At 67.2% G+C, this 17,852-nt stretch carries 19 protein-coding genes; 8 read left to right on the forward strand and 11 right to left on the reverse strand.

Annotation, left to right across the window (positions count from 1 at the left end; all coding sequences use genetic code 11):
* Positions 1-179: 179 nt before the first annotated feature.
* On the forward strand, positions 180-1,925 hold the full coding sequence (locus AC5RWD_RS12870; RefSeq protein WP_494020371.1) for an ABC transporter ATP-binding protein: 1,746 nt from the start codon (positions 180-182) through the stop codon (positions 1,923-1,925).
* Positions 1,926-1,963: 38 nt separating this feature from the next.
* The gene (locus tag AC5RWD_RS12875) at positions 1,964-2,287 is read left to right on the forward strand and encodes a DUF6221 family protein (protein ID WP_494020372.1); all 324 of its coding nucleotides are present in this window, start codon (positions 1,964-1,966) and stop codon (positions 2,285-2,287) included.
* Between the two features lie 21 nt (positions 2,288-2,308).
* Here the strand turns inward: AC5RWD_RS12875 and AC5RWD_RS12880 are convergent, their stop codons facing one another.
* The 3 genes from AC5RWD_RS12880 to AC5RWD_RS12890 all read right to left on the reverse strand — a co-directional run bounded on the left by AC5RWD_RS12880 (position 2,309) and on the right by AC5RWD_RS12890 (position 4,170).
* Positions 2,309-3,175 carry an HNH endonuclease gene (locus AC5RWD_RS12880; protein ID WP_494020373.1) on the reverse strand — a complete coding sequence of 289 codons (867 nt, stop codon included), beginning with the start codon at positions 3,173-3,175 and terminating at the stop codon, positions 2,309-2,311.
* 41 nt (positions 3,176-3,216) lie between these two features.
* On the reverse strand, positions 3,217-3,816 hold the full coding sequence (locus tag AC5RWD_RS12885; protein ID WP_494020374.1) for a DnaJ family domain-containing protein: 600 nt from the start codon (positions 3,814-3,816) through the stop codon (positions 3,217-3,219).
* A gap of 204 nt (positions 3,817-4,020) precedes the next feature.
* On the reverse strand, positions 4,021-4,170 hold the full coding sequence (locus AC5RWD_RS12890) for a hypothetical protein (RefSeq protein WP_494020375.1): 150 nt from the start codon (positions 4,168-4,170) through the stop codon (positions 4,021-4,023).
* A gap of 440 nt (positions 4,171-4,610) precedes the next feature.
* Between AC5RWD_RS12890 and AC5RWD_RS12895 the strand changes: the two genes are divergently transcribed.
* Positions 4,611-5,252 (forward strand): NADPH-dependent F420 reductase, encoded by a 642-nt coding sequence (locus AC5RWD_RS12895; RefSeq protein ID WP_494020376.1) that lies wholly within the window; start codon positions 4,611-4,613, stop codon positions 5,250-5,252.
* A 66-nt stretch (positions 5,253-5,318) separates the two neighbouring features.
* Here AC5RWD_RS12895 and AC5RWD_RS12900 read toward each other — a convergent pair whose 3' ends face one another.
* The 4 genes from AC5RWD_RS12900 to AC5RWD_RS12915 all read right to left on the reverse strand — a co-directional run bounded on the left by AC5RWD_RS12900 (position 5,319) and on the right by AC5RWD_RS12915 (position 7,825).
* Positions 5,319-5,828 carry an ASCH domain-containing protein gene (locus AC5RWD_RS12900; protein WP_494020377.1) on the reverse strand — a complete coding sequence of 170 codons (510 nt, stop codon included), beginning with the start codon at positions 5,826-5,828 and terminating at the stop codon, positions 5,319-5,321.
* Entirely contained in the window at positions 5,825-6,250 is a 426-nt protein-coding gene (gene trxA / locus AC5RWD_RS12905; RefSeq protein ID WP_494020378.1) for a thioredoxin, read from the reverse strand. The genes AC5RWD_RS12900 and trxA overlap by 4 nt, the downstream gene beginning before the upstream one ends.
* Positions 6,251-6,385: 135 nt before the next feature.
* Entirely contained in the window at positions 6,386-7,324 is a 939-nt protein-coding gene (locus AC5RWD_RS12910) for an LssY C-terminal domain-containing protein (RefSeq protein ID WP_494020379.1), read from the reverse strand.
* 33 nt (positions 7,325-7,357) lie between these two features.
* Entirely contained in the window at positions 7,358-7,825 is a 468-nt protein-coding gene (locus tag AC5RWD_RS12915) for a hypothetical protein (protein ID WP_494020380.1), read from the reverse strand.
* A 435-nt stretch (positions 7,826-8,260) separates the two neighbouring features.
* On the opposite strand from AC5RWD_RS12915, the gene AC5RWD_RS12920 reads away from it, so the two are divergent.
* From AC5RWD_RS12920 to AC5RWD_RS12930, 3 genes are all read left to right on the forward strand, one after another.
* Complete coding sequence (locus tag AC5RWD_RS12920; RefSeq protein WP_494020381.1) at positions 8,261-9,055, forward strand: matrixin family metalloprotease; 795 nt, start codon at positions 8,261-8,263, stop codon at positions 9,053-9,055.
* Positions 9,056-9,157: 102 nt separating this feature from the next.
* Entirely contained in the window at positions 9,158-10,435 is a 1,278-nt protein-coding gene (locus AC5RWD_RS12925) for a pyridoxal phosphate-dependent aminotransferase (protein WP_494020382.1), read from the forward strand.
* Between the two features lie 119 nt (positions 10,436-10,554).
* On the forward strand, positions 10,555-11,457 hold the full coding sequence (locus AC5RWD_RS12930) for a phosphatase PAP2 family protein (protein ID WP_494020383.1): 903 nt from the start codon (positions 10,555-10,557) through the stop codon (positions 11,455-11,457).
* A 90-nt stretch (positions 11,458-11,547) separates the two neighbouring features.
* On the opposite strand, the gene AC5RWD_RS12935 is transcribed toward AC5RWD_RS12930, so the two are convergent.
* The gene (locus AC5RWD_RS12935) at positions 11,548-12,234 is read right to left on the reverse strand and encodes a DUF2848 domain-containing protein (RefSeq protein ID WP_494020384.1); all 687 of its coding nucleotides are present in this window, start codon (positions 12,232-12,234) and stop codon (positions 11,548-11,550) included.
* A 150-nt stretch (positions 12,235-12,384) separates the two neighbouring features.
* Here AC5RWD_RS12935 and AC5RWD_RS12940 point away from each other — a divergent pair, with 150 nt between their 5' ends.
* Positions 12,385-13,776 (forward strand): MFS transporter, encoded by a 1,392-nt coding sequence (locus tag AC5RWD_RS12940; RefSeq protein WP_494020385.1) that lies wholly within the window; start codon positions 12,385-12,387, stop codon positions 13,774-13,776.
* A gap of 100 nt (positions 13,777-13,876) precedes the next feature.
* On the opposite strand, the gene AC5RWD_RS12945 is transcribed toward AC5RWD_RS12940, so the two are convergent.
* On the reverse strand, positions 13,877-14,533 hold the full coding sequence (locus AC5RWD_RS12945) for a GntR family transcriptional regulator (protein ID WP_494020386.1): 657 nt from the start codon (positions 14,531-14,533) through the stop codon (positions 13,877-13,879).
* A 32-nt stretch (positions 14,534-14,565) separates the two neighbouring features.
* Between AC5RWD_RS12945 and AC5RWD_RS12950 the strand changes: the two genes are divergently transcribed.
* Complete coding sequence (locus AC5RWD_RS12950; protein ID WP_494020387.1) at positions 14,566-15,360, forward strand: carbon-nitrogen hydrolase family protein; 795 nt, start codon at positions 14,566-14,568, stop codon at positions 15,358-15,360.
* Between the two features lie 64 nt (positions 15,361-15,424).
* Here AC5RWD_RS12950 and AC5RWD_RS12955 read toward each other — a convergent pair whose 3' ends face one another.
* The gene (locus tag AC5RWD_RS12955) at positions 15,425-16,222 is read right to left on the reverse strand and encodes a putative hydro-lyase (RefSeq protein ID WP_494020388.1); all 798 of its coding nucleotides are present in this window, start codon (positions 16,220-16,222) and stop codon (positions 15,425-15,427) included.
* Positions 16,219-17,580 carry an MFS transporter gene (locus AC5RWD_RS12960; RefSeq protein WP_494020389.1) on the reverse strand — a complete coding sequence of 454 codons (1,362 nt, stop codon included), beginning with the start codon at positions 17,578-17,580 and terminating at the stop codon, positions 16,219-16,221. The genes AC5RWD_RS12955 and AC5RWD_RS12960 overlap by 4 nt, the downstream gene beginning before the upstream one ends.
* Positions 17,581-17,852 lie beyond the last annotated feature (272 nt).

Here is a 17,852-nt window from a genome sequence, read left to right on the forward strand (position 1 = left end):
GCTGCCGCCGTCGTGCTCAGAACGGCCAGCAAGTTTTCCCCAAGCTCCGGGAGGGTTTTCCCAAAGCTCTTTAGGAAATAGCGAGCCTGACCAGGGATTATCCCTGGACGGTCTCAGAGCACCGCCCAACGCACAGCGTTCGGGCGATGCCCGCGACCGCCTGGTTCTTAGGGGGAGAGATGTTTCAAACCTTTTGGCGGTTCCGCGGGGCGATAGCCCCGCATGTCTGGGCGCTGGCCGGAGGTGCCCTGCTGGTGGTGTTCGTCGCCGCCATGGAAGTGGCCCTGCCGTGGCCCATGAAAATCATTGTCGACGATGTCCTGCAGCCAACGGGCGGTTCCCAACTCCACACGATGCCCGCATTCCTCGGCTTGGCCGGCCTGAGCCAGCTCCAGCTGCTCCTGCTCGCCGCATCGGCCCTGCTCGCCATGACAGTGCTCAATGCCGGAGCAGATTACGTCGGCACGCGCCTGCTCAACGGCGTCGGGGAGCGGGCCATGGCCACGATCCGGGCCGAAGTCTTCACCCACCTGCAGCGGCTGTCTTTAGCCTTCCACGACAAGCAGCGGCTGGGCGACCTCGTCACCCGCACCACCACCGATGTCGACTACGTGCGTGCCCTCATGGTGTCAATCCTGTCCGTGCTGCTGCCCAATGTGTTCATCCTGGGGTTCGTGATCACGGTCTGCGTGCTGATCGACCCGACCTTTGCGCTGATCGGCCTGGCGGTGTCACCGCTGCTGTTCATCACGGTGCTGTTCTACCGGCGCCGCATCAAGGGTGCGTCCAAGGAGGCCCGGAGCCGGGACAGCGACATCGCTGCGGCGATGTCGGAAACGTTCTCCTCGGTCCGGGTGATGCAGACCTACACGAGCGAGTCGCGCCACGAGGAGGAGTTCCACACCCGGAATGACGGACGGCGCGACGCCGGCCTGAGGGTCATCCGGCTGCAGTCCATGTTCTCGCCGCTGATAGACATCATCGCGACCGTGGGCACGGTGCTGGTCCTCTGGATCGGCGCCCAGCGCGTGCTGGACGGGACCCTGACGCTGGGCCTGCTGCTGGTTTTCCTCGCCTACCTCAAGGCCCTGTACTCCCCCATGAAGTCGCTGGCCAAGCTCACCACCGTCATCAGCCGCGGCCAGGCCAGCGCCGAGCGCATCCAGGAAATCCTGGACACCGCGCCGGCCATCTCGGACCTGCCCGGAGCACGGCCGGCTCCGCCGCTGGTCGGCGGAGTGGAACTGCGCTCGGTGAGCTTCGGCTACCAGGGGGACCGCCAAGTGCTGCACGGGATAAACCTCAAGGTGGCCCCCGGCAGCGTCGTGGCGATCACGGGCCCGACCGGCGCCGGAAAGTCGTCCGTCGTCAGCCTCATTCCGCGGCTCTACGACGCATCGGAGGGGGAAGCTCTCCTTGACGGCATCGATGTGCGGGACCTGCGGGTGGGCACCGTGCGACGGCAAATATCCATCGTGCTGCAGGAATCGATCCTGTTCCGCGGGACCATCTACGACAACATCGCCTACGGCGCGGAGGGCGTCAGCCGGGAACAGGTCCTGGCCGCGGCCGAGGCAGCCCACGTGGACGAGTTCGTCCGCAATCTGCCCCTGGGGTACGACACCCCGGTGGCCGAGCGGGGCGTCACTCTCTCCGGCGGGCAGCGCCAGCGCATTGCGATCGCCCGCGCGCTGGTCCGCGACACACCTATCGTCATCCTCGATGAACCAACGTCCGGCCTGGACGCCATCTCCGAGCAGTACGTCATGCGCGGTCTTGAGCGGCTCATGGCAGGGCGCACGGTGATCGTCCGCTACCGCTCCGCCTACTACCTGCCGCTGTCCCCGGCGGACCTCAGCACTGCGTTGGACCTCAGCACTGCCGTGGACCTGCGCGCCGCGGTGGACCTGCGGGCCGCGGTGTAGCCCGTGTGCCCGCTTTGCGGCAGTTGTACGCTCAGACAGTGGACATTGTGGAGTTCCTGTCTGCGCGCATCGCTGAAGACGAGGCCGTGGCCCGCAAGCTGCTCGGCGACCGCATGACGTCGGAATCGGGCAGGTGGTACGAACGCCGCCTGCTGCTGGAGTGCGAAGCCAAGCGGCGCCTGATCGGCATCGTCGAGGCGGCCAGGCAGACTGCGCTGGCCACACTCGTGAGCGACCCCTTCGGCGACGACACCGAGTGGATTCCGCAGGCGCTGGAATGGACCACCCTGTCACTGAATGCGCTCGCTGTCCCCTACAGTGATCATCCTGACTTCAACCGGGACTGGCTCTGGTCCCCGTAGCTCCTCCTGGCCGGGCGCGGCTCACGTGCTGCCCAGGATGCGGCGGGCGTCGGCCTGTGCGTCCAGTTCCTGCTGTGAAACCACGGAGCCGCTGATGTAGCCCGCGCGGGACCTCATGGCCCGCAGTTCCGCCACGGTGTACGGAATGCTGCGGCGGTGCGCCATGGCGTGGCAGTTGGGGCACAACGGAACCAGGTCCCCCACAGGATCCAGCTCGTAGCCGGGTCCCAGCTGGGCGGCCGGCACCAGGTGATGGACATGGATGAAGCCTTCGCCTTCCGGCCCGTAGGCGGCCTCGAAGGAAAACCCGCAGGCGGCGCATGAGGTGCCGTGGTGCGCCAGGCAGACGCGGCGGGCGTGCGGATTGTGCTCGTACCTGTTCACGGCCACCCGGAACAGGGCGTCCTGCGGCAGCGTGCCGGGCACCGGAAGAACAGGATCGATCTCGTCGGCCGGCAGGCACTCTGCCCAGAGCTCCCGGATAGCCCGCGCCTGTTCCTCCGGGACCGGCTGGCATGCGCCCATGGTCACGGCAGCAGCCCAGTCCGTCAGCGGCGCGCGGGCTGCAAGGATGTCCACCGGGACCTGGTCTCCGAGCGGCAGCAGCATGTCGAAGTCCACGTCAATGCATGCCCGGGTCCCGCGCTCCGGCTCGGGCCCGGCAACCGGATATGGCGCGGAAGCGACCACACCGTGGCCGATCAGCCCGCTTCCTGTTTTTCCGTGCAGCAGGAGCCAGGCATCGGCTCCCGGCGCCGGCGGGGTGCCGGTTCCGGTGGGCCACGCGCGCCGGTGCACGCCGGCAGCGCCCAGCTCATCCACAACCCGCGAATAACCCGGCCAGGTATCGCCTACGCCCGGGTTCCAGCCCAGCAGAACAGCCACCATTCCTTTATCGTGCCACCTGCGGGCACCTCAGGAGGAGCGCTTCAGGAGGAGCGCTGGAGCAGACGCCGCCACCAGGGCCGCTTGGCTTCCGGGACCGGTTCCGGCGCAGCCGCGGCTGCCGCGGCACGCCGTTCATGCCACCGCTGCACCTCGGCGTCGGTGTCACGGGTTTTGGTGATCACCGGCGGCCCGCCCTGCAGCTGGCGGCGGGCGTCGACGACCCTGGCGTTGAAATCCTCGATGATGTCGCGCACCTGCTTTTCCGTGAACTGGGTGTCCAGTTTGGCGTCCAGCTCCGCGTCCTCGGTGCGCAGCAGGATCGCCTTCGGTCCCAGTCCGCTGAGGTGCTCCCGCTGGATGAGGCCCTTGACCCACCAGTCGGGGTCATATCCGTCCCCGAGTGCGGGAATCGGTTTGCCGGAGTATTTCAGGTTGTCGAACTTTCCCTGCGCCATCGCATCCCGGATCAGGTACTCGGCCCGGGCTGCGTCGCTGACCTTCCGCCGTTTTTCCCGCAGTTCAGTCTCCGCGGCGGACAGCTCCGCGTCGTCCTCTGCTGTCCCACCGGAGGACCGGAGGGCACGGAGTTCGGCCGCACGCTCCACCCTCCGCCTGAAGTTGCCGTTTGCCGCACCCGTCACCTTGTCACCGCCCCTTACCGCCGGACATTGTCCCGTTTCCAGTATTCCGGCGGGCACCGGAGTCTTCAACGGAAGCGTCGGGCGGAACCAGGCAAGTACCGGCCGGAATGACGACGGCGGGACCTCCCGCCGTCGTCCCCTGGAGCGGGTGTCCGCTGCAGCGAGTGTCCGGTCCAGCCGGTGTCCGCCGCAGCGGGAGCCCGATTACATGGGATCTGGCCAGTTGCCGATATCCGCACGTGCCGGAACGGCGGCGGCTTCGTCGCCCTGCGGCCGTGTACCGGCAGCGCCGGGGGCGGCTGCGGCCGGGCCCGCAGGATGCTCGGGCACCGCCTTCACAGGTGCTGCGTTCACAGGTGCCGTGTTCACAGCCGCCGTGATGACGGGGATTTCAGACCTCGGAATCTTCATGGAGCCCTCGCAGGTGGGGCGGCAACTTAAGGCCGGACCGGGTACTTAACTATGATTGCCGGCCGCCAGACGGGGCTTTCCGGGCCCTGCGTCTGATGACACGGCGATCACCGACGTGCCGGATCAGCCGGGGAGGACCGGCCGGTCCCACAACAACCGTGGCGGCCGTCCCAGCCCAGTGCGTGCCGGTAATTGGTGGTTCCGGCACGCTTTCCACCACCCAATACCTCAAACCCTATGTGCCACAGCGGGGATGCGGCATCCGTAGCAGGTACTCGATTTTGCGCTGCAGCCGCTACTTGGGCACTCGCGGACTTCCGGCAGTCCGCCGACGTCTGGCGTAACGTGCGAAATACCTGCAGGCTGCCCGCTGTTGCGCGGACATGACAACAATCGGAATCATCGGTGCAGGACACATTGGAAGCGCGGTCGCACGGAAGGCTGTGGAGCTCGGCTACCACGTGGTCATCAGCAACTCGCGGGGGCCGGAAACGCTGGACGCTCTGGTTGCGGAGCTGGGACCGCGGGCCAAGGCAGCAACCGCGGCGGGGGCTGCGGCGGCGGGCGATTTCGCCGTCGTCACCGTTCCGCTCAAGAACTACCGGGAAATCCCGGTGGAGCCGTTGGCAGGAAAGATCGTGATCGATACCAACAACTACTACTGGGAGCGGGACGGCCGCTTCCCGGCGCTGGAAAACGGGGAAGCCACCACGTCCGGCCTGCTGCAGGAACACCTTCCGGAGTCCAAGGTGGCCAAGGGATTCAACCACATCATGGCCAAGCAGATCACCTCGGACGGCACCCCGCCCGGCACGGCAAACCGCCGAGCGCTGGCCACCGCCAGCGACTACCCGGAGGCGAGTGAGCTGGTGGCGAAGCTCTACGACGAGTTCGGCTTCGACACCGTCAACATCGGCCCCCTGGCCGATAGCTGGCGCGTCGAACGCGACCGCCCGGCCTATGTGGTCCGGCAGAACGCGGCAGAGCTCGCCGGGAACCTGGCGAAGGCTCCGCGGACCATCTGAGGCCCGACCACCGGAGCCAGGCTCGGACGGGCGGAGCCATGCTCCAACGGGCTGAGCTGGCGGACCCTAGGCAGGGTCCGCCAGCTCCGGCGGCCAGACCACCCGGAACCGCTCGAAAACAATCTCGTCGCCCTCCGTCCATGCCTGCCCGCGGCGGGCCCGGACGCGGGTCCAGTACTTCCGGTGCTCCGCCTGCCAGCTCGTCAGAGACCGGTCATCTTCTCCCTCATCCCGGGCGAACGCCTCATCGGCGCTGGCGAACGGGCCGAGCCGCAGCTCGACGGTCCGCAGCACGACGCGCGGGACGCCGGCGCCGTCACACGCTATCCAGTGCGACCCGATGCGGGGCAGGCAGTCCCCGGCCACAAGGAATTCGTCGGCGAGCTCAGAGGTGGCCCGCTTGGCCCCCTCCGTCACTGCCCGCAACAGCCCGTCGGCCAGCACGGCGGAATCCCCGAACCGCTCCACGGTGTAGTCCGCACAAAGCCGGACAGCGTCGGGGCAGGCGGCGGCATATTCGGACCAGAAAAGCCCGGCCGCAGCAGTGTCCACGGCGGGAAGGCCGGCAGCGCTCACGCCAGCGCCTCCCTCAGCCAGCGGCCCAACACAGGGGCCGGCGCCGCGCCTGCCTGGCGGGCCACGACCTTCCCCTCCACGATCACCATCAGCGTCGGGACTGCCTGGATGGCGAAGCGGGCGGACAGGCGGGGCGCATTGTCCACATCCACTTTCACCAGCTTCACTTCTCCCGCCCGCTCATGCGCCAGCTGGTCCAGCACGGGGCTGACCGTGCGGCAGGGCCCGCACCAGGCCGCCCAGAAGTCCACCAACACCGGCACGCGGGACTGTTCGGCAATCACGGCGTAGTCGTCGTCGCCGGCTTCCACCACCCACGGCAGGTCGCGGCGGCATTTTCCGCACCGGGGCCGGCCCTCGGCAGCAGCCGGCACGCGGTTGGCCTGGCCGCAATGGGGGCATTTGATAATTGCCTTGTTCATGCCGTCCTTATCCTCCACTGCCCAATATCTTCCACTGCCCAATTCCCACGGCCATTGTGCCAAACGCAGGAGAACGACGGCGGGTGCGTCCCGCCGTCGTCCGCTTGCCTGTTCCGATTGCCTGTTCCGATCCGGTCAACTTGGCCGGACCTGGTCCGCCTCGCCGGGCGGTCGGAGATCGATGATGGGAAGGTGCCCGTCCGTACGGATGCTGTCTCCGCCGCCGTTGCGGTGGTGGTACCCGGAGGAGAAATGCCGGATGATGTGCACGGATTCCACGGCATTGGCTGTTTGCAGCGTGCCGATGATGAAGTCGCGCTCCTCGTCCGTCCCGTCGGCGATCTTGTGCGTGATCTGGAACGTGAAGAGCGAGAGTCCCACGCTTTTGTCGTAGGTTCCGGCACCCACCCAGTCGACGGCGAAGCCGCCGGGAAGCATCCAGCCGTCCGGGCATTTCCAGAACCGCACATGGTGCCGCTTGCGCGGGTTGCCATCGATTTCGCGCTGGAAGGCCATGTCATGCCTGTTGCCGAAGACGTACAGGGCACTGACTGGCGACTTCGGATAGCTCCGGCCCAGAAGCGTCGCGGCAAGGGTGCGCCAGGCCGTGGACAGGGTCACGGGATCGGCCTCAATCCACCCTGCCGTGAGCATCGCGGTGTGCAGTTCGTCCGCCGGGCCGATGACGGCGAGATTGACCGGATCCCCCAGCACGCCGTCGCCGGTACGGGCACGCCCGATGAAGTAATTCGGCAGGTACAGGCTGCTGAGGATCTTGTGGACGCGGGGCAGGAAGGCGTAGGCAGCAATCAGCCAGACGGGGAGGAAAACCCACACCTGCTCCGGTCCCTTGGCCAGCCGGGCCAGCAGGAAGAAATAGACGGCCCAGCCCACGGCGGCGGTGATGGCTACGTACAGCAGGCGCTGGAGGATGGCGACGACGGTGGCCCAGCGGGTGCCCCAGCGCGCCTTCCGGCTGTCCGGCCGGGAATGCTCCGGCTCCGGCGGCGCCTGGCCTCCGGCACTCCGCGGGGCAGCGGGTTCCGCCTTCTGCGGGACGTCCGGGTCGGTCACTGCATCCCTTTCGGTGTCTTTGTGAACAGCCACCTACTTGGGCAGGTGCTCCAGCAGGTGCCCGGTGACCGCACCGTAGGCGGCGTGCGGCACGAGGTCGCTGACCCAGTCCGCGGCACTCCAGGTCCGCGGATCAGTCACACCCAGGGCGGTCATCGGAACGTTGGAGACGAGCAGGGCAGCGACGGAGGCCACCGCCACTGACCGGACAGGCCCGGTGCGGACCCCCAATGATCCGGCCGCCCCCAGCACAGCACCCAGGCCCATGCCGGTGGCTATTCCGAGCAGCGGACCCAGTGCCTCGATCCGGTTCCCGCGCTGGGCTTCGTTTCCGGGGATCGTCACGCCTGCCCGGTCCGCCAGCCGCTCCACTGAGTCGGTGGGCGTGGTGCTCGCGGCCCGGCCGCGCCACGCCATGTCCAGATAGCTGACGGCATTGAGCGCCGTGGTTCCGGCGGCGCCGGCGAGCGCTCCGTTCACAAGTCCTTTAAGCAGGGACATCCTCAACTCTCCTTCTGGCCATCTGCCAAGCATGCTCTTCCCCGAAGCTACGTCAGGTCCCGTGGCCACGGCAACGGCGGCCGGCTTCGCCGGAGAAATAGCGGTGACCGCCGCCGAAGAATGATGGACGCTATTGTTGCTGTGCGCCGTTATGCTTTGAGTGATCCATGTCTCGTGATGGCGACATGCAACAACCAGGGGGCACTGTTGCGTCCGGATTCCAACTGGCGGGAGAGCCCGCCGCCACCAGGTTTTGGCGTGCCCGACGAGGGGTTGCCGCCGGGCGTCCGACGGTCCGCGAGCGGACGGATTCCGCAGTGGGCCATCGACGAGGCCTTCGGGACGCAGCCCGACCCGGGCCCGTGGCGTTCGGGACCCTCAGCCCACATGCCACCTCCGGGCCCGCCCTCACGCCGGCGCGGCAGGCGCCCCGGCGTGAGGGGGCACGGCCGCAAGTGGGCCATCGGCGCAGGCGTCGCCCTGCTCGTGGGCCTGTCCTCCGTGCCGATGGTGTTCGAGCGCTTTGTGCTGCCCGCAGTCCTGCCGTACCTCCCCGGAGCGCCGGTGCCGCCGCCTGGATTCGAGGCTGCGGCATCCCCGCTCGGGCGGCCGCCCGCCACCACGGGGTCAAAGGCGTACGTGCTGCAGGAATCCCCCGATCCCGGGCAGCCCTTCGCCGCCTACGATCCCTGCCGCCCGGTGCATTACGTGGTCCGTCCCGACAACGCCCCGCCCGGTGCCGAGCAGATGATCCAGGAGGCAGTCGCCAAAGTTTCGGCCGCCACCGGCCTGAGGTTTGTCTATGACGGCCCCACCTCGGAGGCGCCCAGCGAGGAACGCGAGATGTTCCAGCCGGACCTCTACGGCAAGCGGTGGGCTTCCATGCTCATTGCCTGGTCCAACCCTGCGGAGAGCCCTGACCTGGCCGGGGACGTCGACGGCCTGGGCGGCAGCGCCTACGCGTACATGGACGGGCAGCCGTATGTCCTGGTGGCGGGCCAGGTGGCACTGGACGCCCCCGATTTCGCCGAGATCCTGCAGTGGCCGGACGGACGCCGGTACGCCCGTGCCGTCATCATGCACGAGCTCGCCCACGTCGTGGGACTGGACCACGTGAACGACCCCACCCAGCTGATGAACCCGGAAGGCGCCGACGTCACCGAGTTCGCCGCAGGCGACCTCGCCGGCCTGGCCATCCTGGGCCGCGGGGAATGCGTTCCGGAACTCTGACCCTGCCCGCAGACGGCCGCCGATGGCGGTTCGTCCCCGCGGTCGTCGCCCCCGCCGGTTCGCCACATTGTCCGGACCGGCGGAGCTGTGAAAACATGCCTCATGCGCGCCATGCAGAATTCCAGCCGATTGCAAGATGTCCGGTACGACCTCAGGGGTCCGGTGCAGCATGCGGCGAAAAAAATGGAGTCAGAAGGCCACAGCATCCTGCGCATGAACCTCGGGGACCCGGCGCCGTTCGGCCTGCATGCGCCGGAGTCCATCGTGGTGGACATGATCCATCACCTGCGTGAGGCGCAGGGCTACAGCGACTCGAAGGGCATCTTCTCCGCCCGGACCGCCATCTCCCAGTACTACGAGACCAAGGGCCTGATGGAGATCGGCGTCGAGGATATCTTCATCGGCAACGGGGTCAGCGAGCTCATCTCCATGACGCTGCAGGCGTTCCTGGAGGTCGGTGACGAGGTTCTCATTCCGTCACCGGACTATCCGTTGTGGACAGCCGCCACCGTGCTGTGCGGCGGCAACGCCGTGCACTACACGTGCGACGAGGAGAACAACTGGTGGCCGGACATGGCCGACGTCGAGGCGAAGATCACCGACCGCACGCGGGCCATAGTGCTCATCAACCCCAACAACCCCACCGGGGCCGTCTATCCCCGGCACATCCTGGAGGGGTTCGCCGATCTGGCCCGGCGCCACGACCTGGTGCTGTTCTCCGACGAAATCTACGAGAAGATCACGTTCGAGGACAACGTCCACATCCATACGGCCTCCGTGGCCCGGGACATTCCGGTGCTGACCTTCTCCGGCCTGTCCAAGGCCTACCGGATGCCGGGTTACCGGGCCGGCTGGGTGGCGGTTTCCGGTCCGCGCTGGGCCACTGCGGCCTACCGGGAATCGCTGGAGCTGCTGGCCTCGCTCCGGCTCTGCCCCAATGTTCCCGCGCAGCACGCGATCCAGACGTCGCTTGGCGGCTACCAGAGCATCACGGACCTGATCCGGCCCGGCGGGCGGCTGCGGGAGCAGCGCGACCTTGCCTGCCGGCTGCTCAACGAGATTCCCGGCGTGAGCTGCGTGCCGGCGGCCGGCGCGATGTATCTGTTCCCGAAGCTGGATCCGGAGATGTACCCATTCGTGGATGATGAGCAGTTTGTCCTTGACCTGCTGCAGGACCAGAAAATCCTGGTCTCGCACGGGACGGCCTTCCACTGGCACGCCACGGACCACTTCCGGTTCGTCATCCTGCCCGCCGTGGACGACATCCGTGAGGCTGTTCGCCGCATCGCCACCTTCCTGGCCTCGTACCGGGCCAAGGCCGGCCGTGCCCGCGCCATGTCCGGCAACGCCCACCACGGCCCGGACGAACTGAGCGCCTGAGCACGGTCCCTTCCATGGCCCGCCAGTTCCCGTGGACGGCCTGGGAGGCAACAAGTAAGGTTACTTACTAAACGCCTTGCTGCTGAGTTCGCGGCGAACGATGAGAGACGGGACCCGAATTGGCTGACGAACCGTTGACCGACAAGCCGCTGCCCTACGGGCCTCTGACCGACAAACAGGGAACACTGCAAACCGGCGTGCGCGGCGAACTCCGCCAGGACACGTCCGTCGGAGGCAGGGACCTCACCCGCTGGCAGAGCCGCTTCGGCCGCCTGCTGGTCGGAGCCGCCCAGCGGATCAGTCAGATCCTGGGACCGCACGGCGCCCTGGTCCTGACCCTGATGCTGGGTGCGGTCATCGCCGCCGTCCTGACTGCCGCCTTTGCCGAGGTGTACGAGTCGGTGGTCCGCGCCGACGGGGTGGCCGGCCTGGACCATCCCGTGCTCGCAGCCGGCAAGACCCTGCGCTCCCCCGGCCTTGATGTGGCCATCACAGCCTTCACCGACGTGGGCGGCACTATCGGCATGCCCCTCCTGGCACTGACCGTCATGGGCACACTGGCCTACCGGAGGCGGTCCTGGACGCCCGTCATTTTGATTGTCACCGCGGGCCTGGGCTCCCTGCTGATGACCATCGCCGGGAAGCGGCTGATCGGCCGCACGCGCCCCGACCTGAGCGACGCCGTCCCGCCCTACGAACACTCCGCCTCGTTTCCCAGCGGCCATTCCCTGAATGCTGTGGTGATCGCCGGAATCGTCGCCTACCTGATCATCCTGCGGCTGAAGACGGCCCGGGGCCGCGTCCTCACCGGCGCGGCCGCCGCGGTTTTCGCCGCGGCCATGGGCCTGAGCAGGGTATACCTCGGCCATCACTGGCTCACCGACGTTCTCGCGGCGTGGGCGCTCGGCGCCGCCTGGCTGGCACTCGTAATCACCGCCCACCGGCTTTACCTGACAGTGCGGAAGCGGCGGCCCCACGGGGAGGTCCCGGCGGGAACGGCTTCCAGGGCCGGGCGCATCTAGGGCCAGCGCACTGAGGGCCGGAAACAACTTAGGGACGGACGACGGCGGGAGGTTCCCGCCGTCGTCGTCCTGCCTTTGGGGCTGGAAATGTCAGCCGATCGGCTCGGCCATCTGCTCCACGATGTACTGGACATCCACGGAATTTCCGGTCACCGGATCGGCCATCTCCACCTTCCAGCTGCGGGCGAACTGGTTCACGCCGCCGGTCATGGCAACGGTGCCGGAGATGAGCACCGTTCCGGGGGCGTTGAGGCCGCGTTCGGTGAGGACGTCCAGCCAGTAGTCCGGGGTCAGCAGGGCTTCCAGCGAGCTGTCCTGGATGAGGGTGTCGGGGGTGTCGCCCTCCCCCACCCAGGCCCGGAGGGTGATCTGGTCCAGGTGGTCCCGCACGTCATCGAGCCGCCAGGCCTTGCGGCCCAGCACGTCCGGGCTCGCGTTCTTGCTCCAGGCCACGCCGTGAACCTCCAGCGCGCGGTCAGTATGGTCGCAGGCGACGGTGAGCAGCACCCCGTCGGCAGTGATGACAAGGGCCCACTCCGCCTCCCCCGATGTCCGCCCATGCTGCACCTGCACTTCCGTTACCTGCTGGGCCAGATAGGGGGACACTGGATACAGGGCGGGAGTAGTAGCCGGGCCCGGAACGCCAAGCTCAGCGAGCTCAGCGATATGGGCCTGGACTTCATCCTGCTCACGCCCTGCGTAGCCTGCATTCAGGAGGTGCCTGACCTCCACATCCTGCGTGCGGCCGTCCGGTAGTTCGAAGCTCAGAGTCGTCATCGTGGATCCATCCTTTGCATTTGCTGCTGCGGAAATTTCTACAAACCGGAAACCGGAAACGGTCGCCAATGTACATCCAGTATGCGTAATGTATACATTTAACGCCAGCGTGACAGGCGTCACTAGAAAAACCTCGTGGAGGACAACACCATGGCAAACACTCCAGTTCCGGGTCCCGGCACAGCGCCGCATCCGCACAAGACGATCCACCCCAAGGGCCTGTACAAGGCCTTTGCCGCCAGCCTCACCGGCACCGCGCTCGAGTGGTACGACTTCGCCGTCTACTCGGCGGCAGCCGCCGTCGTATTTCCCGTCGTTTTCTTCCCGGCGACCGATCCGCTGACCGGGACCATCCTCGCCTTCTCCACCTACGCCGTCGGCTACGTTTCCCGCCCGGTGGGCGGCATCATTTTCGGCCGCCTCGGGGACCGCATTGGCCGCAAGAAGGTCCTGGTGACCACACTGATGATCATCGGTGTGGCCACGGTGCTCATCGGCGTGCTGCCCGGGTACGCCAACATCGGCGCCACGGCAGGCATCCTCCTGGTGGTCCTGCGCTTCGCACAGGGCGTGGGTGTGGGCGGCGAGTGGGGCGGCGCCGTCCTGCTCTCCAGCGAGTACGGCGACCCGCACCGCCGCGGCTTCTGGGCTTCCGCAGCGCAGGTGGGTCCGCCCGCGGGCAACCTTCTGGCCAACGGCGCCCTTGCCGTCCTGACCGTTTCACTCACCGAGGAGCAGTTCCTGAGCTTCGGCTGGCGACTCGCCTTCCTGGTCTCCGCCGTGCTGGTCGGTTTCGGCCTCTGGATCCGGCTAAAGCTGGAGGACACCCCGATCTTCAAGGCCATCGAAGCGCACGGCGAACAGCCTCACGCCCCCATCCGCGAGGTCTTCAGCAAGGAACTCCGCCCGCTGATCGCCGCCATTCTGTGCCGCGTGGGTCCGGACGTGCTGTACGCACTGTTCACGGTCTTCACGCTCACGTACGGCATCCAGGTCCTCGGTTACGAGCGCAACCAGGTGCTCACCGCAGTCCTCATCGGCTCCGCGTTCCAGCTGTTCATGATCCCGCTGGCCGGCGCCGTCTCCGACCGCTTCAACCGCCGCCTGGTCTACGGCGTCGGCGCTGTGGTCGGCGCGGTGTGGACGTTCGTCTTCTTCGGCGTCCTGGGCGGCAACAACCAGCCGATGCTCATCGTCGGCATTGTGCTGGGCCTGATGGCGCACTCCTTCATGTACGGCCCGCAGGCAGCCTTCATCGTGGAGCAGTTCTCCCCGCGGCTCCGGTCCACCGGAAGTTCGCTGGCCTACACGTTCGCGGGCGTCATCGGCGGCGCCATCGCACCCCTGCTGTTCACGTTGCTGCTCGCCGAATTTGGAACCTGGATTCCGGTGGCGATCTACGTGGCCGTGGCCGCAGCGGTCACCGTGGTGGGGCTGGCCCTCGGCCGGGACAACGACACCGTGGAGGACCTCGACTACCGGCTGCTCCTGGAAGGTTCCGCCTCGGCCCGCCAGCAGTCCGGCGTCGGCGAAACCCTCTAGCGTCTCCACCCTCCAGTGGTTCCGAGTTTTTGTCCGGATATCGGCCGCCGAAGGCCGCCGAAGTCCGATTCTCTGGACAAAAACTCCGTCAGGTGCGGAGTCAGGTGCGGAGCAGGATGTCGCGGGTGACCGCCAGGTGGTGGTCGATGGCCTCCTGCGCCTTCGCGGCGTCCCCGGACACCAGGGCATCGAGGATGTCCTGGTGTTCGGAGCACACCTGCTCGCGTCTGCCTCCCGTCCGGAACAGGGCGGAAACCCCGACGACGATCTGCCGGACGTGCAGATTGCTGTAGGTCCGGGAGATGAGCTCGTTGCCGGCAGCGTCGATGAGCTGCTGGTGGAAGAGGGTGTCCAGCCGGATAAACTCCTGGGCCGCTTCCGCCCCCTCGTTTTCGGGGAGCGTGGACTGCTGGTCGAGGGTGTCCTGCATCTTGTCCGCCGGCACGCTCCGGTGCTCGATGACGAGGCGGGCGGCATGGCTTTCCAGCACGCCGCGCAGTTCCATCAGTTCCGAGATTTCCCGGCCGGTCACCGGGGGAACGTAGGCCCCGCGCTGCGGGATCAGTTCCACCAGGCCGTCGGAGACAAGCAGCAGCAGGGCCTCGCGGACAGGGGTGCGGGAGACCCCGATCTCGGCGGCCAGCTCCTGCTCGTTGAGGAACCGCCCCTGCCTTTCCGGGTCGGTCAGGATGTTTTCACGCAGATAGGCGTACGCCTTCTCCCGGCCGGACGCCGCAGGCCCCGAACTTTTTCGCATACATCAGGTATACAACAGAGAAGAGCAGATCCATGCGTTTAGCAGTTGCCCAAATCGTCACCGGCGCCGACCTGACGGCCAACCTCGGGCTGATCCGAGAATACGCCAGCCGGGCAAAGGCAGCCGGCGCGGAGCTGGTGGTGTTCCCCGAGGCGGCCATGCGTGCCTTCGGCAATACGCTGGCGGACATCGCCGAACCGCTGGACGGGCCGTGGGCCACCGCGGTCCGGGAAATTGCCCGGGACCTGGGCATCGCCGTCGTGGCTGGCATGTTCACGCCCGGGGAGGGCGGGCGGGTGCGGAACACGCTCCTGGTGACCGGCCCGGGGCTCGACACATCCTATGACAAGATCCACCTTTTTGATGCCTTCGGCTTCGCCGAGTCCGATTCGGTGGATGCCGGAACCGCCCCGGTGACCTTCGAGCTGAACGGCGCCACCATCGGCCTGGCCACCTGCTACGACGTTCGCTTCCCCGCACTGTTCACGGCCAACGCCAGGGCCGGCGCCGCCATCAACATCGTCTGCGCGTCCTGGGGCGCGGGCGAAGGCAAGGCGGAGCAGTGGGACCTGCTGGTCCGCGCCCGGGCGGTGGACAGCACCACCTTTGTGGTGGCCTGCGGGCAGGGCGATCCGGCAACACTGGGGCTGCCGTCCGCCGGCGCGGCGCCCACCGGGATCGGCCACAGCGCGGTGGTCTCGCCGCTGGGCTCCCCGCTGGTGGCGCTGGGCGGCGAACCCGAACTGGCGGTGGTCGACGTCGACCCGTCCGTCATCCCGGACGTCCGCAGAAAGCTGCCCGTACTGGCAAACGCCAGGAGCTTCTAGGCCGGCTTTAACAAGCGAGGGGCAGAGCCACACTCAGTGGCCCTGCCCCGCCTTTGTTCTGCCTTTATTGCCCTGCCGGCACCCGGTACGTGCTCTCCGGAACATCTGTAATGAACATGTGCCCGGGAGCGTGACTGATGGCGAAGGTAGGCCGGGATGCCATCACAGCGCTCTGCGGCGTCACGCCGCAGGCCCAGAACACGGGCACCTCGCCGGGCCGGATGTCCACCGCGTCCCCGAAGTCGGGGCGCGACAAGTCGGCTATGCCCAGCTCCTGGGGTGATCCGACGTGGACCGGCGAGCCGTGAACCTTCGGCACCTCAGCGGTTACTCGAATGGCGGTTTCCACCAGTTCGGCCGGCATGGGCCGCATCGAGACCACCATCGGACCGTGGATCCGTCCTGCCGGGACGCACTCGACATTCGTGCGGTACATGGGGACGTTGCGCCCCGTCTCCGTGTGGCGGAGCGGGATGCCCTCGGCGGCAAGCGCAGCTTCGAACGTGAAGCTGCAGCCGATGAGCACGCCCACCATGTCGTCGCGCCAGAGCGTGCGAACGTCCGGTACCTCGGCGGCCAGCTCACCGTCCTTCCACACCCGGTAGGCAGGGATGTCGGTGCGGATATCAGATCCTGCAGCAAGGGCGCTTTCGTACTGCCCAGCGGGAATGACGTCGATGACCGGGCAGGCCTTGGCGTTGAGCCGGCAAAACTCGAGGAACTCGTCCGCGTAGTCAGCCGTCACGGCGATCAGGTTGGCCTGGGTATAGCCGTCGCTCCAGCCGGAGGTGGGTGTGACCAGGCCACCACGGAACTGCCGGCGGGCCTCGGCCGGCGCCAGGAGGGCATTCGCCTGCTTCATCGGGCTGCGCTTTCGGCGGCACCGGTGGATGCACGGAGGTATTCCTCGTCCTCAGCGACGTTGGAGTCGCGGCCCAGGGCCAGGCCCACCAGCGTCAGCAGGCAGGCAACACTGAGGTAAATGGCCACCGGGACCCAGCTGTGGAAGGTGCTCAGCAGCAGGGTGAACATGAACGGTGCGATCGCTCCGCCGATGATGCCCGCAAAAGTGTACGCCAGGGAGCTACCCGTGGAGCGGAGCCGCGGAGAGAACTGCTCGACGACGAATGCGGCCTGCGGTCCGTACATGAAGGAGTGGCAGAGCAGTCCCAGCACGGTGCCCACGACGAGCATCACCGGGGAGCGGCCTTCCAGCACGATGAAGAACAGGTAGCCCCACACGGCCGCAGCCACGGCGGCGATGCCGTAGAGAAGGCGGCGGTTGATCCGGTCGGATATGGCACCCGCGAGCGGCATCGTGAAGAGCTGCAGGCCCGAGCCGATGAGTACAGCGAGGAGGACCTGCCCGCGGTCGAAGCCAAGCTCCTGGATGCCGTAGGTCAGGGTAAAGACAGTGCACAGCGCGTAGGTGACGTCCGGGCCGATGCGGCTGAGCATGGCGGCCAGGAGGGGCCGGCGCTGGGTGGCGAGGAGTTCGCGGATGGGCGCCTTGGGCTGCTCGCCCCGGGCTTCCATGGCCTTGAAGATGGGGGTGTCTTCGAGTTTAAGGCGGATCCACAGCCCGAACGCGACGAGCAGTGCCGAGATCAGGAAGGCGATCCTCCAGCCGTAGTCCAGGAATGCCTGCTCGGACAGGGTCAGCGTGAGGACGGCGAGCGCGCCGTTGGCCATCAGGTTGCCGGCGGGCGGACCGATCTGTGCCGCGGAGGCCCAGAAACCGCGGCGGCGCGGGTCACCGAATTCGCTGGAGAGCAGGACTGCCCCGCCCCATTCGCCGCCGACGCCGACGCCCTGCGCGAAGCGGAGGAAAACCAGGATGGCGGGGGCGATGATGCCGATGTTGCCGTAGGTGGGCAGCAGGCCGATGAGGAAAGTGGCCACGCCGATCAGCATCAGGGTGAAGACCAGGATCTTCTTGCGTCCGATCTCATCGCCCAGCCGGCCAAAGATGATGCCGCCGACCGGGCGGGAGATGTAGCCCACCGCGTAGGTCGAGAACGCCAGCAGGGTGCCCGTCACAGGGTCCGACGCCGGGAAGAAGATCAGCGGGAAGACGATGGCGGCCGCCGCGGAGTAGACCGCGAAGTCGTAGAACTCCAGCGCGGTCCCGGTGAGGCTGGCCGCGAATGCTTTGTACATGTCCTTGCGCCCGACAGCGGGCTTGGGGGCTGCGGAGGCCATTGCGGATTGATTGGCCATTTGTTCCTCCATGAAGAGTGTGGATGCTATCCGTCTTGCTACGGATGCGCTGGTTCGCCTGTCTACCCAGCCTGCAACGATGACAGGGCGAGGGCACTGAGGTTGGTTGGCGGCTTCCCCGGGTAACCGCCGAAAGCGGAGTTTTCTGTTGGATTGTGGAAATGTAGAACAATCCAGAACGTGTTGAACAATCTACGCGACGCAGATCACAGGGTCAAGGGGCTTAAATGCGAACGGACACTTATGGCCCCCGGAAATGGGGCCCCGAGTGT

The sequence above is a fragment of the Arthrobacter sp. CMU6 genome (assembly GCF_059090205.1).

Coding starts and splice junctions, on each gene's coding strand:
- AC5RWD_RS12895 (WP_494020376.1), top strand. CDS start 4,611: ATGACAACAATCGGAATCATCGGTGCAGGACACATTGGAAGCGCGGTC.
- AC5RWD_RS12950 (WP_494020387.1), top strand. CDS start 14,566: ATGCGTTTAGCAGTTGCCCAAATCGTCACCGGCGCCGACCTGACGGCC.
- AC5RWD_RS12940 (WP_494020385.1), top strand. CDS start 12,385: ATGGCAAACACTCCAGTTCCGGGTCCCGGCACAGCGCCGCATCCGCAC.
- AC5RWD_RS12870 (WP_494020371.1), top strand. CDS start 180: ATGTTTCAAACCTTTTGGCGGTTCCGCGGGGCGATAGCCCCGCATGTC.
- AC5RWD_RS12925 (WP_494020382.1), top strand. CDS start 9,158: ATGCGCGCCATGCAGAATTCCAGCCGATTGCAAGATGTCCGGTACGAC.
- AC5RWD_RS12955 (WP_494020388.1), bottom strand. CDS start 16,222: ATGAAGCAGGCGAATGCCCTCCTGGCGCCGGCCGAGGCCCGCCGGCAG.
- trxA (WP_494020378.1), bottom strand. CDS start 6,250: ATGAACAAGGCAATTATCAAATGCCCCCATTGCGGCCAGGCCAACCGC.
- AC5RWD_RS12960 (WP_494020389.1), bottom strand. CDS start 17,580: ATGGCCAATCAATCCGCAATGGCCTCCGCAGCCCCCAAGCCCGCTGTC.
- AC5RWD_RS12880 (WP_494020373.1), bottom strand. CDS start 3,175: ATGGTGGCTGTTCTGCTGGGCTGGAACCCGGGCGTAGGCGATACCTGG.
- AC5RWD_RS12945 (WP_494020386.1), bottom strand. CDS start 14,533: ATGCGAAAAAGTTCGGGGCCTGCGGCGTCCGGCCGGGAGAAGGCGTAC.
- AC5RWD_RS12935 (WP_494020384.1), bottom strand. CDS start 12,234: ATGACGACTCTGAGCTTCGAACTACCGGACGGCCGCACGCAGGATGTG.
- AC5RWD_RS12915 (WP_494020380.1), bottom strand. CDS start 7,825: ATGTCCCTGCTTAAAGGACTTGTGAACGGAGCGCTCGCCGGCGCCGCC.